Source organism: Collinsella aerofaciens (assembly GCF_027679495.1).
Classification (GTDB): Bacteria; Actinomycetota; Coriobacteriia; order Coriobacteriales; family Coriobacteriaceae; genus Collinsella; species Collinsella aerofaciens_AK.
In genome coordinates, this window is record NZ_JAQEKC010000018.1 from 1 (window position 1) to 16,287 (window position 16,287).

General features: G+C 60.0%; 20 protein-coding genes and 2 tRNA genes. 1 reads left to right on the top strand and 21 read right to left on the bottom strand.

The annotated features are described in order from the left end of the window. Positions 1 to 133 precede the first annotated feature (133 nt). Together PGW49_RS07320 and serS are read right to left on the bottom strand one after the other, a co-directional pair. On the bottom strand, positions 134 to 511 hold the full coding sequence (locus PGW49_RS07320) for a hypothetical protein (RefSeq protein ID WP_195624895.1): 378 nt from the start codon (positions 509 to 511) through the stop codon (positions 134 to 136). A gap of 173 nt (positions 512 to 684) precedes the next feature. Further along, complete coding sequence (serS, locus tag PGW49_RS07325) at positions 685 to 1,968, bottom strand: serine--tRNA ligase (RefSeq protein WP_270226094.1); 1,284 nt, start codon at positions 1,966 to 1,968, stop codon at positions 685 to 687. Between the two features lie 111 nt (positions 1,969 to 2,079). Between serS and PGW49_RS07330 the strand changes: the two genes are divergently transcribed. Continuing rightward, positions 2,080 to 2,253 carry a DUF6724 family protein gene (locus PGW49_RS07330; RefSeq protein ID WP_195621211.1) on the top strand — a complete coding sequence of 58 codons (174 nt, stop codon included), beginning with the start codon at positions 2,080 to 2,082 and terminating at the stop codon, positions 2,251 to 2,253. A 157-nt stretch (positions 2,254 to 2,410) separates the two neighbouring features. Here the strand turns inward: PGW49_RS07330 and proC are convergent, their stop codons facing one another. The 19 genes from proC to PGW49_RS07425 form a co-directional block, all read right to left on the bottom strand. Continuing rightward, on the bottom strand, positions 2,411 to 3,181 hold the full coding sequence (gene proC, locus PGW49_RS07335) for a pyrroline-5-carboxylate reductase (protein WP_270226097.1): 771 nt from the start codon (positions 3,179 to 3,181) through the stop codon (positions 2,411 to 2,413). 73 nt (positions 3,182 to 3,254) lie between these two features. Next, positions 3,255 to 3,725: a 23S rRNA (pseudouridine(1915)-N(3))-methyltransferase RlmH gene (gene rlmH, locus PGW49_RS07340; RefSeq protein WP_035136824.1), complete on the bottom strand. Its 471-nt coding sequence runs from the start codon at positions 3,723 to 3,725 to the stop codon at positions 3,255 to 3,257. A gap of 6 nt (positions 3,726 to 3,731) precedes the next feature. Continuing rightward, the gene (locus PGW49_RS07345) at positions 3,732 to 4,670 is read right to left on the bottom strand and encodes an SPFH domain-containing protein (protein WP_270226098.1); all 939 of its coding nucleotides are present in this window, start codon (positions 4,668 to 4,670) and stop codon (positions 3,732 to 3,734) included. A 306-nt stretch (positions 4,671 to 4,976) separates the two neighbouring features. Then, a tRNA-Leu gene (locus PGW49_RS07350) sits at positions 4,977 to 5,063 on the bottom strand. A gap of 43 nt (positions 5,064 to 5,106) precedes the next feature. Beyond that, positions 5,107 to 6,024 carry a TatD family hydrolase gene (locus PGW49_RS07355; RefSeq protein ID WP_161145122.1) on the bottom strand — a complete coding sequence of 306 codons (918 nt, stop codon included), beginning with the start codon at positions 6,022 to 6,024 and terminating at the stop codon, positions 5,107 to 5,109. Next, complete coding sequence (gene rsmA, locus PGW49_RS07360) at positions 6,014 to 6,874, bottom strand: 16S rRNA (adenine(1518)-N(6)/adenine(1519)-N(6))-dimethyltransferase RsmA (RefSeq protein ID WP_161145123.1); 861 nt, start codon at positions 6,872 to 6,874, stop codon at positions 6,014 to 6,016. Before rsmA ends, PGW49_RS07355 begins: the two co-directional genes overlap by 11 nt. A 107-nt stretch (positions 6,875 to 6,981) precedes the next feature. Further along, entirely contained in the window at positions 6,982 to 8,583 is a 1,602-nt protein-coding gene (gene metG, locus PGW49_RS07365) for a methionine--tRNA ligase (RefSeq protein ID WP_161145124.1), read from the bottom strand. A 69-nt stretch (positions 8,584 to 8,652) separates the two neighbouring features. Then, positions 8,653 to 9,531, bottom strand: a complete 879-nt coding sequence (gene rsmI, locus PGW49_RS07370; protein WP_035136820.1) for a 16S rRNA (cytidine(1402)-2'-O)-methyltransferase — start codon at positions 9,529 to 9,531, stop codon at positions 8,653 to 8,655. A gap of 6 nt (positions 9,532 to 9,537) precedes the next feature. Continuing rightward, positions 9,538 to 10,599: a glycoside hydrolase family 5 protein gene (locus PGW49_RS07375; RefSeq protein ID WP_138113978.1), complete on the bottom strand. Its 1,062-nt coding sequence runs from the start codon at positions 10,597 to 10,599 to the stop codon at positions 9,538 to 9,540. Positions 10,600 to 11,067: 468 nt separating this feature from the next. Beyond that, positions 11,068 to 11,140: transfer RNA gene (locus tag PGW49_RS07380), tRNA-Phe, on the bottom strand. A 123-nt stretch (positions 11,141 to 11,263) separates the two neighbouring features. After that, on the bottom strand, positions 11,264 to 11,548 hold the full coding sequence (locus tag PGW49_RS07385; RefSeq protein WP_035137167.1) for an ATP-binding protein: 285 nt from the start codon (positions 11,546 to 11,548) through the stop codon (positions 11,264 to 11,266). Beyond that, entirely contained in the window at positions 11,548 to 11,814 is a 267-nt protein-coding gene (locus tag PGW49_RS07390) for a hypothetical protein (RefSeq protein ID WP_117736226.1), read from the bottom strand. The genes PGW49_RS07385 and PGW49_RS07390 overlap by 1 nt, the downstream gene beginning before the upstream one ends. Before the next feature lie 58 nt (positions 11,815 to 11,872). Further along, entirely contained in the window at positions 11,873 to 12,253 is a 381-nt protein-coding gene (locus PGW49_RS07395; protein ID WP_138113976.1) for a DUF192 domain-containing protein, read from the bottom strand. Beyond that, positions 12,229 to 12,705: a TadE/TadG family type IV pilus assembly protein gene (locus tag PGW49_RS07400; RefSeq protein WP_055285913.1), complete on the bottom strand. Its 477-nt coding sequence runs from the start codon at positions 12,703 to 12,705 to the stop codon at positions 12,229 to 12,231. The genes PGW49_RS07395 and PGW49_RS07400 overlap by 25 nt, the downstream gene beginning before the upstream one ends. Then, complete coding sequence (locus PGW49_RS07405; protein ID WP_270226107.1) at positions 12,705 to 14,858, bottom strand: hypothetical protein; 2,154 nt, start codon at positions 14,856 to 14,858, stop codon at positions 12,705 to 12,707. The genes PGW49_RS07400 and PGW49_RS07405 overlap by 1 nt, the downstream gene beginning before the upstream one ends. Further along, on the bottom strand, positions 14,830 to 15,366 hold the full coding sequence (locus tag PGW49_RS07410) for a TadE/TadG family type IV pilus assembly protein (protein ID WP_138113974.1): 537 nt from the start codon (positions 15,364 to 15,366) through the stop codon (positions 14,830 to 14,832). Before PGW49_RS07410 ends, PGW49_RS07405 begins: the two co-directional genes overlap by 29 nt. Further along, positions 15,302 to 15,520, bottom strand: a complete 219-nt coding sequence (locus PGW49_RS07415; RefSeq protein ID WP_138113972.1) for a hypothetical protein — start codon at positions 15,518 to 15,520, stop codon at positions 15,302 to 15,304. Before PGW49_RS07415 ends, PGW49_RS07410 begins: the two co-directional genes overlap by 65 nt. A gap of 1 nt (position 15,521) precedes the next feature. Next, positions 15,522 to 16,085: a hypothetical protein gene (locus tag PGW49_RS07420; RefSeq protein ID WP_217495597.1), complete on the bottom strand. Its 564-nt coding sequence runs from the start codon at positions 16,083 to 16,085 to the stop codon at positions 15,522 to 15,524. Further along, positions 16,049 to 16,282, bottom strand: a complete 234-nt coding sequence (locus tag PGW49_RS07425; RefSeq protein WP_089572694.1) for a hypothetical protein — start codon at positions 16,280 to 16,282, stop codon at positions 16,049 to 16,051. Before PGW49_RS07425 ends, PGW49_RS07420 begins: the two co-directional genes overlap by 37 nt. Between the last annotated feature and the right edge of the window lie 5 nt (positions 16,283 to 16,287).

The window sequence follows — 16,287 nt, forward strand, 5'->3', positions numbered from 1 at the left end:
CGAACCTATGACGTTCTGATTCGTAGTCAGACCCTCTATCCAGCTGAGGTAACGCCGCAGCGCAAGACATATAAAACCACTTTAGTTAGTTGGAGTCAAGCACAATCTCAAACTTTTTTCGAGAATATGCTCCTCACGCAGCTCCGCATGCGCCAACATCCCCAATGCGATCAATCGGTTTTTCAACCACATCGAACCCGGCACCGAGTTCCCTCAAAAGCGAACGCACCCGCTGGGCGCAGTCATAATCGGCAAACGAGATGCTCAGCATGCGCGCTACCTGGTTAGAAGTCCCAACTCCATAGAACTGCTCAAGCGCCACAAGCCCCTCGTGCGTCACAAAGGTCTCAACTACATGCAGCGACTCCTCAAAGCACCATTGGGTTAACGGACCCTCGCTCGTCTGCCGCACCACCAAACCACCCATACCCGATGGCTCACACGTAACTAGTAGGTGCTCCCCACCTTCATCGCTCTCAAACAAAACTACCCGTTCATCAAACAGCTCCATCGCATCCCCTTCCTCTCGCTTCAATTTAACAAAAGCATAGCAGGTAGATGGCTGTATACAGAACGTTTGTTCGTGTGTTTTCTATTGAGCTGTCCGCACGATATGGTAAGGCTTTGCGCACAAAAAGGGCGCCCCAAAAAGGAGCGCCCTCGCAAATCGCTTATGCAGGCAACCTACGCGACCGGCTCGATCTTCTCGAGGCCGCCCATGTAAGGACGAAGAACCTCAGGGATCGTGATGGTGCCGTCGGCGTTCTGGTAGTTCTCCAGGATGGCGGCCATGGTGCGGCCAGCCGGCAGGCCGGAACCGTTGAGGGTGTGCAGGTAGCGCGAGCCCTTGAAGTTCTCGGGGTCGCGATACTTGATGTTGGCGCGACGGGCCTGGAAGTCGCCGCAGTTGGAGCAGGAGCTGATCTCCTTGTAGGCGTTGTAGCTCGGCAGCCAGACCTCGATGTCGTAGGTCTGACGGGCAGAGAAGCCCAGGTCGCCGGTGCACAGGCTAATCACGCGATACGGAAGGCCCAGCTGCTGAAGCAGGAACTCGGCCTCGGCGGTCATGCTCTCAAGCTCCTCGTCAGACTCCTCCGGCTTAGCGAACTTGACCATCTCGACCTTGTCGAACTCGTGCTGACGGATGATGCCGCGGGTGTCGCGACCGGCGGAACCGGCCTCCTCGCGGAAGCAGGGGGTGAAGGCGGTGTAGCGGCGCGGCAGAGTGTCGGCATCGAGGACCTCGCCGGCGTGCAGGTTGGTAAGCACGACCTCGGCGGTGGGGATCAGGAAGTTGTCGCCCGAGACGTGATAGGCGTCGTCCTCGAACTTGGGCAGCTGACCCGTGCCAAACATGGTCTGACGCTTGACGACGATGGGCGGCCACCACTCCTTAAAGCCACGGCTGGTGTGCGTATCGAGGAAGAAGTTGATGAGGGCGCGCTCCAGGCGGGCGCCAGCGCCACCGAGAACGGTAAAACGGCTGCCGGAGAGCTTGTTGCCGCGCTCGAAGTCGAGGATGTCCAGATCGGTGCCCAGATCCCAATGCGGCTTAAAGTCGAAGTCGAACTCGCGCGGGGTGCCCCAACGACGGCGCTCAATATTCTCGTCCTCGTCCTTGCCGTACGGCGTGGCCTCGCAAGGAATGTTGGACAGGTGAGCCATGAAGTCGTACTGCTCCTGCTCGAGAGCAGTACGGCGCTCGGCCAGACCGTCAATCTTCTCGTTGACGGCGCGCACGGCCTCCTTGGCGGCCTCGGCCTCGTCCTTCTTGCCCTCCTTCATCAGGGCGCCGATCTTCTTGGACTCGGCATTGCGCGTAGCCTGGAGCTCCTCGACCTCGGTGATGACGGCACGGCGCTCGTCGTCGAGCTCAAAGAACTTCTCGCGATCCCAAGACGTCTGGCGGTTAGCCATGGCGACATCGATGGCATCGGGGTTCTCGCGAACAAACTTGATATCAAGCATTAGATCCTCCGGCGATATACATTCCATTTAGGTTGCAACCTTGTACATGTATGGGCAAGTATATACTTATGAGCGTTTACGACCCAACTCAACTACGCAAGAAGGCACCCAATGGACGCAGTTTTTTCCTTTTTGTTTGGCACCCGCACCGGTTTTGCCATCCTTTTCGCCGGCGGCATCCTGCTGTTTGCGATTCTTGCCTTTGTAATGGAGAAGCGCACCCATAAGATGTATGTCGACCGCGGCCCCAAGTCCGAGGACGAAGAAAACAGCTTCTGGGACTAACTCGCCAAAAAGGGACAGGTTTATTTTGGTCGGTTTTATCTGGGCAAACGCAAGCGCCCCGCAACTGGAATTGAACCAGTTGCGGGGCGCTTTTCGCTAAAAGGACAAAACAGCAGGAAAAACCTGCCAAAATAAACCTGTCCCTAAATAGCAGGTTTTACTGGAGGGTTGCGTCGATTGCCTTGACCAGGGCGCTGCGCATGCCGGCGTCCTCGAGCGCGACGACGCCCTTGATGGTGGCACCGCCGGGCGAGCACACGGCATCCTTCATCGCTGCGGGATGCTGACCGGTTGCGAGCTGCAGCTTTGCCGTACCCAGCACCATCTGGCTCACAATGCGATAGGCATCGGCGCGCGGGATACCGTGCTTGACCGCCGCATCGCTCAGGGCCTCGATCGCCATGGCGACGAATGCCGGAGCGCAACCACCCACCGTGCCGCCCACAAACAGCAGGCTCGTATCGAGCTCAACCACCGCACCGAGCTTGCCAAGCAGATCAAGCACCACTGCGCTCTGTTCATCACTAAGCGTGGAAGCCTTCTCGCAAGCGATGACGCCCTCGCCCACCGAAACCGGTGTGTTGGGCACCGTCGAGATATGCGCGACGCCCGGCAGGACCTGCTCCCACTTGGCACTGTCCCAGGTCCAGGCAACCGACAGAACGACCTTTTTGGCAAGAGCATCCTTGAGCGGGGCGAATACCTTCTCGATCATGTACGGCTTGACCGCAGCGACCACGATATCGGATGCGGAGACAACCTCGGCGGCATCGTGGCAGGCGACCATGCCGCGCGCCTCGCAGCGCTCAACCAGTGCGTCGTAGCGACCCGCGCAGGCGCACATGTCGCTCGCAGCTACACCGGCAGCGATCCAGCCATCGGCCATAGCGCTCGCCATATTGCCAAAACCGACAAATCCAATCTTCATATCTCATAGTCCTCTCAGACACGCTCTTCAAAACGAAAGCTATTGTCCCACGCCATTGTTTCGTATTGCCGACCTATTTGTGATACGGCTCGCCACGGCTGATCTTGCAGGCGCGGTAGATTTGCTCCAGCAGCACCACGCGCGCCAAGTTATGCGGCAAGGTAATGCGTCCAAAGCTGAGCATCTCGTCGGCGCGGGCGCGCACCTCATCGCTCACGCCGTCCGAACCGCCAATCACAAAGGCGATGTCGCTGCTGCCTCGCAGCATAAGATCGTCGAGCCTCGCCGAGAGCTCCTCACTCGAACGCTCCTTGCCCTCGATAGCCAGCAGGATCACATGCGCTCGAGACGGCAATGCAGCAAGAATTGCCGCCCCCTCCTTGTCGCGCGCGGCATCCACGCCGCCCGCCTTAGCCGGGTCGATATCGGCCACCTCGCGGATATCAACCTTGGCATAGGCGCCTAGGCGCTTGGTGTACTCAGCGCACGCGTCCTTCCAAAAGCGCTCCTTGAGCTTACCGACGCAAACGACGGTGTATTTCACGCGCGTCTACTCCTTCGAATCGTTTTGAACTTTGCCGGCGGTCAGCATCTGCTCGAACATCGAGGCCGACTGCGAAAAGTCGCTCGGCAGCACGACCGTCGAGGTTTTACCCGTGCGAGCGAACTCCGTCATCATCTCGGACCACTGCGTAAACATGAACAGTTGGTTGGCCTCGTCATTGCCGACACCCGTCTCTTGGATGATCTCGAGCGAATCTTTGATACCCAGCGCGATGGCCTTGCGCTGGTTGGCGATGCCCTCGCCCGCCTTTTCCATTGCCTCGGCCTCGGCGGTCGCCTCGGTGACGCGCTTGATGCGGTCGGCCTCAGCGAGCTCCTGTGCCGCAGCGCGCTTGCGCTGGGCAGCGTTGATGTCGTTCATGGAGTTCTCGACCTCGGTCGGCAGCGCGATTTTGGTGATGAGTGTCGACACGAGGGTGAAGCCGTAGGCAGCCATCTGCTCGGACACGGTGGCATTAACGTCCTTGGCGATGTCATCCTTCTTGGCAAAGACCTCATCGAGTGTGTAGACGGGAATCGAAGAGCGCAGAGCGTCGGTGATGAAGTCACGCATCTGGTCGACGGGCTCCTGCAGCATATAGTAGCTCTTGTAGATGCCCGAATCTGCCGGGCCGGCGCCCATGTCATAGCTCACGTGGTACTGAGCAGAGACCTCAAGGCCGATGGTCACGTTGTCCTGGGTCTTAACGTCGATGCCAAAACCGTTTTTCATGGTGCGCAGACTCACCGTGGCGGCCTTGCGGTCGATCACGGGCACCTTCATGTGGAAGCCCGCGTTGACGATGCGGTTAAACTTGCCCAGACGCTCAATGATCACGGCATGCTGTTGTTCAACGACATAGCAGGCGTTAGGAAGCAGCAGCAACAGGATGATGATGGGAATCAAAAGGCTGGTAAGGGCGGCGATGATACCGGACAACAGCATGGTCTCTCCTCTGATAGGCACACGTTGGCACTAGGATACCCGCACGAAGCAGCAACATGACATCAACAAGAGGCCCATAACAAAAAAGCTCCCATTGCTGGGAGCTCTTTCATTTAATGGTGCGGGCGAAAGGACGTCCGCGTATCCGCTTCGCGGATCCGCACCGGCTTCGGCCGCCTGCCGGCGTCCTCGCCAGCTCGCTAAAAACGCTCCGCGTTTTCTTTACGCTCGCTCCTTCACAGGTTCAAGTCCCTGTGATGGGCCCATAACAAAAAAGCTCCCATTGCTGGGAGCTCTTTAATTTAATGGTGCGGGCGAAAGGACTTGAACCTTCATGGGGTTGCCCCCATACGGACCTGAACCGTACGCGTCTGCCAATTCCGCCACGCCCGCGTGCAGGAATTAGAATAACGGAGCGCCACCACGAACGCAAGAACTATTTTTGAAAAAGTTTGCAGGCATTCTCCCAAGCGGCTTGCGCGATTGCCTCAGCATCCTCGCCGGTACGATCGACACGGTCGTTGACCAGCGTGTTTGCCGTAATGGAGATCATTGCGGGCTCGCATTCAAGACCGCGGATGGGCTCCGGAGCCATATACGGGCAATCCGTCTCGAACAAAATTCGATCGAGTGGGGTTGCCGCAAATGCCTCGCGCACATCGTCGTTGCGCTTAAAGGTGGCCGCACCGCCATAGGCGATATAGCAGCCCAAATCCACAAAGCGCTCCATCGTGGCGCGGTCCTCGCCAAAACAGTGCAGCACACAACCAGCCTGGGGCACACCCACCTCGCGCAGTACGTTGTACGCATCAACGTGCGAGGTGCGCTCCCCATCCGAGTCCTCGTGACGCAGGTGCAGCTCCACCGGCACATTGCGGCGCACGGCAAGCTCGAGCTGGCGCGCCATGCAATCAATCTGCACGTTATGGGGTGCCGGCGCGATATCGTCGTCATAGTCCATGTGATAGTCCAGGCCGATTTCGCCAATACCGGCGCATAAGGGGTCATCAAGTGCGGCAACGACCTGTGCATGAACGTCGTCGGTATAGTCCGGCGCGCCATACGGATGCACGCCGGCAAGATACTTGATCTGCGGGATATCCTGCATCGGAAGAATCTCGCGCACCAGCCAGTCGCTATAGTCCGCCACGCTGCGCTTGTCGGCAATGGGGTCGAACATCGTCACCAACAGGTCGACGCCCGCGGCTTTGGCACGCAGGAGCGTCTCGGGCACATCCTTGCCCCAAAACGAAAGCAGATGTGCATGCGTGTCGGCAAGCGGCGCCAAAGGCACGGGACAAGCAACCGTCTTCTTTTTCTTGGTAAACGTCACGCGTTCGGCATTAGGCATCATGGATTAGCTCCCGGGCCAGACGGACAAAGTCGGCAACATCGAGCGTCTCGGCGCGCGTGGTGGGTGCGATACCGCAAACCTCAAAAGCGGCATCGAGCACGTCCTTGGCAAAACCGTTGGCGCTCATGGAATTGCGGATGGTCTTGCGACGCTGAGCAAATGCAGCATCAATCACGCGGGCCACAAATTCGCGATCGAGTCCTTCGGGTACCACGCCGTCAACACGGTCGATACGCACGACGGCCGAGTCCACGTGCGGCGCCGGCATAAAGCAACGCGGCGGCACCTCAAAGCGACCCGTCACCTGCGCATACAGGCCGAGCTTTGCCGTATAGCCGCCATAGGTCTTGTTGCCCGGCACTGCGGCAATGCGATCGGCAACCTCCTTTTGCACCATGACGACGGCGCGCTTGAGCGCGGGCATCGTCTGGAAGAACTGCAGGATGATTGTCGCCGCCACGTTATAGGGCAAGTTCGCGACAAATACCGTGGGCTCGCCGCCGGCGGCCTGCTCAATCTGCTCCGGGCCCACCTTAAGCGCGTCGCCCATGATAAAGCGGAAGTTGGCGTAGTCGGCGGCGTGAGCATCGAGCACCGGCTCGAGCTCGGGATCTGCCTCAATCGACGTAACGCACGCCGCCTCCTGCAGCAGGGCCAACGTCAGCGTGCCGCAACCCGGGCCGACCTCGAGCACGCGCTCATCGCCCGCAAGCTCAGCGAGCTCACAGATACGTTCGATCACATGGTTGTCGATCAGGAAGTTCTGGCCCAGGCGATGCTTGGTCGCAAGGCCAAACTCCTCTAGCAGCTCCCTAGTTGCCGTGGGGTTTGCCAAAGGCGAAGTTGTCATGGTTGCCTCCTTAACATGGTGGCTGCATCGTAAAGCAAAAGGGCATGGACCGTTGCGGCCATGCCCTTACAGCTAAACAGCAAATTGCCGATATGGCGCGCAGCGGCTTAGCCCAGACGCGGGAACAGCGGCTCGCCCTTCTCGACGGGCTGACCACCGGCAAGCAGGCCCCAAGCGCAAATGCCCTTGAGGTCGTCGCTCGCGGCCTCGTCCTCGCAGGACAGGCGGCGCAGGGCCTCGGCAGAAGTCTGGGGCATGAGCGGCATCAGCAGGTGAGCGGCAATGCGGATGGCCTCGAGCAGGTTGTAGATCACAAACGCCAGCTCGTCAGCCTTGGCCTCGTCCTTGGCAAGCGCCCAGGGCTCGGAGTCCTCGATGTAGTGGTTGGCGGCATGGATGAGCTCCATGACCTCGTCCTTAGCTCCACCATAATCGAGCACGTCCATCTTGGCCATGTAGCGCTCGACCAGACCATCGGCGATCTTTGCCAGCGGGTTGTCGAACGCATCGAACGATGCGGGCTTGGCGGGCGCGCAACCATCAAAGTACTTGCCGCTCATGTTGAGCGAACGCGAGATAAGGTTGCCCCAGCTGTTGGCCAGGTCGGCGTTGTAGACCTGCTCCATGCGATCGAAGCTGATGGCACCGTCGGTGCCGGGGACGACGTCGGTCATAAAGTAGTAGCGATAGCCCTCGACGCCCAACATGTCGATAACGTCCTGCGGAGCGATGGCGTTGCCGCGGCTCTTGGACATCTTCTCGGCCTTGCCGGTCTCGGCATTGCGCACGGTCAGGAAGCCGTGGGCAAAGACGTGCTCGGGCAGGGCCTCGCCGATGGCCATGAGCATGGCGGGCCAAATGACGCAGTGGAAGCGGATGATGTCCTTGCCCACGATGTGGAACTGCGCGGGCCAGCGATAGGCCAGCTCGGCACGCGCCTCGTCGGTGTCGACACCGTAGCCGACGGCCGTCATATAGTTGAGCAGCGCATCGAACCACACGTAGGTCACGTGACCCTCGTCAAACGGGACCTGAATGCCCCAGTCAAAGCTCGTACGGCTCACGGAAAGGTCATTAAGGCCGCCCTCGACAAAGCTACGTACCTCGTTCATGCGGAACGCAGGCTCGACAAAGTCGGGGTGCTCGTCGTAAAGCTTGAGCAGCTTGTCCTGGAAAGCGGAAAGCTTAAAGAAGTAGGACTCCTCCTGCACGCGCTCAAGCGGACGGTGGCAGTCGGGGCACAGGTGCTGGCCGACGCTGCCGTACTCCTCGTCGCCCTTCTGGACCTGCGTATCGGTGAAGTAGGTCTCGTCAGGCACGCAATACCAACCGTCGTAGCTGCCCTTATACAGGTAGCCGGACTCCTTCATGCGCTCCCACAGGTACTGCACGGCATGATGCTGGCGCGGCTCGGTGGTGCGGATGAAGTCGTCGTTGGAGATCTCGAGCTTGCTCCAAAGCTCCTTGAAGTGCGGAGCCTGGCTGTCGGTCCACTCCTGCGGCGTCATGTTGTGCTTGGCTGCGGCCTCGGCGACCTTCTCGCCGTGCTCGTCCATGCCGGTCAGGAACTTGACGTTATAGCCGGCGGAGCGACGATAACGGGCCTGAACGTCGGCGATGATGGTGGAATAAGCCGTGCCCAGGTGCGGATCGGCGTTGACGTAGTAGATGGGCGTCGTGATAAAGAACGAAGGCTTACTTTGATCCATGGGGTTTGTCCTCCAGAAAAACGTTGCATACAGGGGATGATTCTAGCGCAAGGGCTGGATATCCTCCATCTATTGCATATCGAGCACCATGGCATAGACATCGCGCTTACGGCGCGAGTACTTCTGCGACAGGCGCTTGGCCACCGCAGAGGCGGGCTCTCCCTCCTCGAGCGCGGCGCGGATATCCTCGCGCAGAGCCTCGTCGGGATCCGCTGCCGCGGCGCCAACCGGCACGATACCGGCCTCCTCATCTTCGCTCGGCGGCGCGATGACCAGCGCAATCTCGCCCTTTACCTCGCCGCGAGCACGCAGCTCCTCGGCGAGCTGGGCGGCGGGCCCGCGCAAGACCTCCTCGTGCAGCTTGGTGAGTTCGCGGCAGACGGCAACCTCACGTTGGGGAAAGACCTCCGCCACGGCCTCGAGCGTCGCCACGATGCGATGTGGAGACTCGTAGAAGATGAGTGCGCCGGGCACCACGGCAAGACGCTGCAGTCGGCGCACGCGGTCGCCGTGCTTGCGACCCAAAAAGCCTTCGAAGAAGAAATGCTCGCAGGGAATGCCGGACGAAACGAGCGCCGTGACGCAAGCAGAAGGCCCGGGAATAACTTCGACGGGCACATCGGCCTCACGCGCCGCCTCGACCAGCGCCTGGCCGGGATCGGACACGCTCGGCATGCCGGCGTCCGAGGCAAAGGCGAGGGTCTCCCCCGCCAGCAGGCGGTCGACCAGGCCGGCGGCGCGGCTGGCGATCACATTCTCGTCGCAACGGACAAGCGGCTTGGAAATGCCCAGGTGCATCAGCAGCTTTGACGTCACACGCGTGTCTTCGCAGCAGATGACATCGGCAGCGGCAAAGGCTTCGCCAACGCGCGGGGACAGGTCGCCCAGGTTGCCGATGGGCGTGCCGACCACATAGAGTTTGCCCGTATGGGCGCTGTTTTGCGTCATATCAACCTATTCAATCATGCCGCGCTCGAGCGTGCCGAGCGCCGCGCGGGCGTCCCATGCTGCAATGCGCTTCTCGGTCTTCCACGTTTGGAAGAACCAACCGGCAGCCGGCGCAAACGAAGCCAGCTGATTGGCGATAAACACGCGCTCGTAGGCATTGCGGCCCTCGGGCGTAACCGACGAGTTGGCAAAGATCGCCGCGCCCGACCATTCGCCCACCAGCACGGGGAACCCAGTTGAAATCGCTTCTTTAAGCTCGCGCTTGTTACGCGAAATCGCCGTCGTCAGCCCGCGGGGGCTCGTGATGTCGAGCGCATGCTCGTCGCGGTAATGGTACAGGTGAAGGTCCATGTAGACGTTCTTGTACTTGGCGCCGCGCATAAAATGCTTCCACTCGCTGGGATGCCCCGACGACGAGAAAACGACGATCTTATCCTCGGGCATATACGAACGGACGAGCTCGTAAGCATCGCGATAGAAATTGCGCAGGTAGTGAGCAGGAATGCCATCCGTCATGGTGAAGAGGCTCTTGCGGACACTCATCTGCGGCGTATCCAGCAGCTCAATACCCAGCAGGCTCTCGGCCTCGCCGTAGCGATCGGCCAAGCGCTCGAGCACGTCGAGTGCGACATGACGACCGTTGGTGGACGAATGCCACTCGGCAACAGCCTCCGGCGTGGCGGGCGAATCGTTGGAATCGCCCTGGCCACCGGGCACAGTCGCCAGGTCAAGCAGCACGCGAATGTTGTACTTGGCAGCCCACTCAATCGCGCGGTCGATGTAATCGACAACCGAGATGTAGGAGGCATCGGACTCCTGTGAGCCAAAGGCATACCAAGGCACCGGCAGGCGCACGGCGTTGAGGCCGATCTGCGCCATGCGACGGAAATCGTCCTCGCTCACAAACGTCTCGTAATGACGGCGCATGCGCTCGTTATAGGCGGCGGTGCCCATGGCCTCCTGCAGCTCGGCCGCGTTGGATGCACCGGTCGCCGCGTATAGCGACGGGGTCACCCAAGGCTCGGGAATAAACCAGCCAGAGAGATTAACGCCGAGTATCCTCTCCATCACTGCCCCCTTCGGATCGTGCAGGCCGAGCCTGCATCGTATTGCATAGGAAAAGTATCGTTTTGAGTATACCCGCGCATGCGGACAGACGACCGAACGGTCTGTAAAGTGGCGCAAAAGCGGGAGGAATGTCTGAGCGGGCGGGCCCGAGATGTGCACGCACGTCGGAAGTAAGCGCCGGAAAGCGCATCCCACTCTGAAGCCAAATTCCGGGACGCAATTTCCGCAGAGCCCTCAATAAAAGAAAAGGACCCCTTTGCAGAGGTCCTAGTCAATTCAAGGTGGCGGGGAAGGGAATCGCGTCCGCGCGCTGCGCGGACGGACCGCTGCGGCGCTTGCGCGCCTTGCGAGCTACGCTGGAAAACGCTTGCGCGTTTCCTCAGCTCCGCGCCCTCACGGGGTTCGATTCCGTGCATGGGCTACATAAAAGAAAAGGACCCCTTTGCAGAGGTCCTAGTCAATTCAAGGTGGCGGGGAAGGGAATCGAACCCCTGACACGAGGATTTTCAGTCCTCTGCTCTACCAACTGAGCTACCCAGCCATTTGAGGTGTGCCTTGTTTCAAGGCTTGATTAGTATAACCAAGGACGCGTTCCGGTCAACCGAGAATTTTAAAAAAGTTTTTGAGCACAGCCTCGGTTCTATAAATCGGCACGTCAGAGGCATCAGCCGGCAGCAAGAAGTTTTTCACTCAGAGCCGCACGGGCAAACTCACTTGGCGTCATCCCCTCGGCAGCCGCCCGTCGACGAATGGCCTCCTTCATTCCCAGAGGAATCTTGACCGACAGCGTTGCCGTCCCCTCACCTGAGAGCGGGGGCCGTCCATGCACGATCCCACCAACGGTGTGTTCGCCATCCGGAAACTCTCCGCGCTCGTACGACTCGCACCACGCGTCAATCATTTCATCCGTTACAACCTGACCATTAGCGGCCGTATACGTCTTGCCCATCATCGACCCCTTTGCCGAGCCTGTTCAATCTCCTGCCAAAATTTCTTCTGGACTGGAGACAAGGCATGAATGATAAGCCACCCACGGACAAGCTCGACCGCGACAAGCTCCACGCTTCGTCCGTCTGGGAGCCATCCAATCGCAAGCCATCTCGGCGGCTCGTCCTTCGACTCGCGACGAATGCACTCAGTAACCGCAAGCCAAGCGCTAAGCACCTGCTTTTCCGTCAGGTGCTTTTTAGCGTTGGGATGAATCTCAACATCCATGCATCTTCTCCTCCATCTTACCCAATTTCGTATGACGAAAGTCCACTGTCGCCAATTCTTAAGCCGGCACGCGTTGGAGAGCAGGGGTCGAAACAATGATTGAAGGACGCTCTAGTACGGCCCAGGCGCCGGGGCAGGAGCACATGCGCCAAGGGCGGACGTTTTCGTAGCGCGCGAGGATATTGCCGTCGCGATCGATGAAGGCGATGTCGATGGGATAGGCCATAAAACACGTATGGACCGAAGAGCAGCGTGGAAACGCCATGACGAGCGGCAGGCCGTTGGCGGCAACCGGACGCCGTCCCAGCATGCCGCGCAGGCGCACGACAAACGACTCCGCCACCACAAACTCGGCCGGCGTCCAACCCAGCCTATTGAGTGCCCGCGCGTAGACGATGTAGGACGAGACCGCGGTCACATGACCACCCCCGGACGCCATGGATCGACCGTCACCGCACGCTCGTGCGACAACGTTGTCGGCGCCCCCAGCGGAACGCCAGCGATGCTGAGAGAAGTCGGCCACGGCTCATAGTGCATGGTGCAGGTGTAGGTCCTAAACGTACCGGATAGGGAGAGCAGGCCACCATCCGATGCCTCCGCGCCTTGCTCGCTCGACACTTCGATCTGCAAGTCATAGCCTTCCATGGCATTCAGAATTTGAGTCTGAACCGTCGCCGAGGCATCGGCAGAGCTTTCGTCGCCCTCCCCCTCCGACGCCACGGCGTGCGCCAACACGATGTCGGGCACCACGCGGTCGAAGCGCGCAACAGCGCTGGCAAAGATCATGACGTTGTACACGATGAGTGCCAGCACCAGCAAAACGGGCGTAACCACTGCCATCTCAACCGTCGCTTGGGCGCGCTCCTCGCGCAGACGCATGCGGATACTCATTACGACCCACCGCCCAGAGCGCCAACCAGCGTGGCGACATCGACGGTGAGCGGGATGGAGCCGCCGCCGGGCAGAGGAATCTCCGCAAGTGTGAACACCGTACCGCTAATGGTGCGTTCGACTTGATATTCCAACGCCTCGCAAAGCGCCCTGGGATCGGTCACGCCCAACGGAATACTTCGCAGTTTGTCTTGCGTTTGAGAGAGACCCGCAATGTCAGACCCCGGACTCTTAATGACGTTGGCGGAATCGGTCAGCACCGGCTTTCGCAGGCGCAAGTCGCACGGTTCCAAACCCAGCGCCGCCACGGACGCCGAAACGGTATCGCCGAGCCACGATGCAATGGAGCCCAACGCACCGCTGCCCCCTCCTAGGTCTTTAATCATCTCGTCCATAAGTTCGTCGGCCGAACCTTGGATGTCTCCGTATCCCACGAGTAGCCGTCCCCAAACATCCATGACGCCGTCGAGCACGCCGGCAACGCCGCCCGAGCGTTCCTTCAATGTCGAGAAAAATCGCGAAAGCACGTTGTTTTGCGCCGTCGCCTCATCGGGCGCCAGCACCGCGGCAGAGATAGCACCGCGATCGCCAAGCCTGACTGCCGCGTTAAACGAGGAGTTAAGTTGATCGGGGCTGGTAATGTCACCCGAAACTGCAAAGGCGACCACGCCGTTGCGGCCAGGTGGGGCGATACGCGGGCGCTCGCCGGAAAGCGCTTTAATGGCCTGGTCAAACGCATTGCCCGCACGGTCGGCCTCATCCTCGGTCTGACGCTCAAGTTCGAGTTCTTTGTTGCGGCATTCGACGTAGTCTTCCAGAGCCTCTTTGAATCGATCAAAGTGGTACTCAAAGCCGTTTTCGATAGAAGTCGAAGGAGCCGCAACGGCACCGAGCGACGAAACACCAAAATGGCATCTATTGCATTTGTCCTGCCCGTCATAAGCAGCAACCGAGGCCAGCCCGCATGGCGCCCCCTTCTTATAGTTGGGGCAACTCGTTCCGTAATGCAGATACGTCTTGCCATCGATGGCACTGGTTGGCCACACCGTATCGGTATAGAGTTCCGTCGCTCGCACCTCGTCAGTGTTGCGCGGCAACAGCGGGATATAGGAAGCGACTTCATCTCCGTCCTCGGTTACATATGCACGATTGACCTCTGTACTCGCATAGGTGTAAAACGCCTTGCGCGCCGCCGACTCCGCCTTCGTCTCGACGCTTGAACCCTGCGGTTTTTCGTCTGCCAGGCGTTGACGGTAGTAGGTCTTCGCGCGGTCGAGCGCCACCTGTGGCTCCCACGAAATGCTCGAGGCATAATGCGGGTTCTGCTCACCCGAGAGCTTTGCCAAACTCCTCGTACGTTCCCACATGCATGAACAGCTACCGACCGAAGCCGGAACCGATCCACCGCAATCCGCAAGCCAGGCGCGTTCTTTTGCTTTCGCCGTCTCCTCCAAGGCCTTCTGCAGCTCATCTGCTGCGCGCTCCAGATCTTTCGATGTGTCTTTAATGGCATCGGTCGAGATCTCAGAACCCTCGAGCGCAACGAAATCCGACTCGGACGTCCTGGGCACGGCAAGCGCCGTACCGGTATAGGTCACACTATCGGTATCCTGCGCCGACACCGCCTGCGTGGCACGCGCGGCAATCAGATACGGCAGAGCCGTCTCGATTTTCTGCAAGCCTTCCGATGCGCTTTTGGCAAACTTGTTGCGCGTTTTAATGATCTCAATCCCGGTGTCGACCATATTGCCGGCAACTGGTTCGGCACCCGGGATGAGGATGGCGACCAGGCCCGTCCCGATCGTGGCAAACCCCGCTAGCCCCAGACTCAAGATGCTCGCATCAACCACCGTGGCAGCCGTGTGATAGGACGACACTACGTTGGCACCCGCCAGCGCGCCGCTATCGGCCGCCACCTGGGTGTCCCCCGCGCGCGACATGCTCCATATCGCCGCGGTCGACGAAAACAACAACGTGAGCACCACTAGGATGACCACGGCAGAAGAAAGCGTGGTGTAGGCACCGTCTTCGATAAACAGGTCGATACCGGCGCGGCCCATAAAGCCGCCTCGCTTGCGATGGCAGCTCGGACGGCGCGTCAAAACGCGTCTAGACCAGAAACGCTTAATCCCATGCAGCAATCCACGAATCATAATCTCCCTCCAGCCATTCGGGACGTGATTGATACGAGACATCGACCTTGAGCTCAACGTAGCCACCCTCGGCGGTACCACCCATAGCCTGCGCAAACGCACCGATCACAGGCAACGGCTTGACCTCGCCGGAAACGGACACGGACGAGACGCCACCCGCATCGGCCCGGCTAAGCTCAATATCCCACGACAACGGCCCGCCGGCATGAAAGATCGAAACGTTGGGCACTGCGGCAAGCCGGCGGCGGGTGAACTCCTTAAGATCGTCGTCCTCCGCCGTCGTCGTGATCATGAGCCGCGCGGTCTCGGCGGCGGCAGACTCCATGACCGCGCGCGTATAAAGCAGGCACACCGGTTGCAGTGCGAGAAGGATGAGCGTCAGAAACGTCGGCAGCAAAAAAGCGGCCTCGACCGTAGACTGCGCCCAGTCCTCGCGCGCGATATCAATACAACGCGATGTCCTTAGCGCCCGCAGCGGCGTCGATAACCGACGTCGAGGCAACGCCATGGGATGCCGCCCGCTCAACCAGCGCCGCCAAGCGTCCATCGGTGCCAGCACGCCAAAGTCCCACAATCGCCAGCACGATCGATAACAGCGCCACCGTGACGATGGCGTATTCCACAGTCGCTTGGGCAGATTCCTCGCGCAGGACGTCATGCATTTCACGACCCCTCCTTTGAGTTCGATGCCTGCGGGCTCAGGCGGATCACGCGCAGGCGGCACGAGGCATCGCCGGCATCCGCGGCAACCGTCACCATATCGACCCAGCCGCGCCCATCGCGCACGATGGCGCCCCATACGTTGCCCTTAATATCAAGATAGCCGCTCAGGGCGAGCTGGGCCGTTGGCACCTCGCGGTAGGCGCGTAACATATCCGCCGCCGCCTCGGTCATCGGTCGGTCCTCAGACCATGCAAGCCGGACCGTAATCGCGTTGTCCCCAGGCGAATCCGTCGCAGTGCCAGACCGCTTGTCGAGCGTCCGCAGAAAGGTTTGCGCCGTGACAGCGACATCCGAATCGTCCGCATCTCGCATCTCATCTTTTTGAGACGCCACCGCCGAATCTGAGCCCGAATCGAAGGCGGCCCCAGGACGCTGCTGCCGCGCGGCGTTAAGCCCCCAAAGCACCGCCGCTATCGCCACGGTCAGGCAAGCAAACACCAGCAGCACCCCGATGGGGCGCTCGCCCTCTACAGGCTGTTGATGCCCTCGCTGATAGCGTTCCATAGATCTTGGACCTTGCCCTTAAATGCGACGATGGCGATAATCGCGATCACCACGAGCACGCCGACCAAGATGGCATACTCGGTGGTACCCTGTGCACTCTCCTCCTGCAGTAGCTCCTTGGCGCGCTGACGAACATGTGCCGCCCGGCAAAACGCCCAGCCCTGGACCTTGCCAGCAGCGTCAGTCATCGTGTTCATGTATT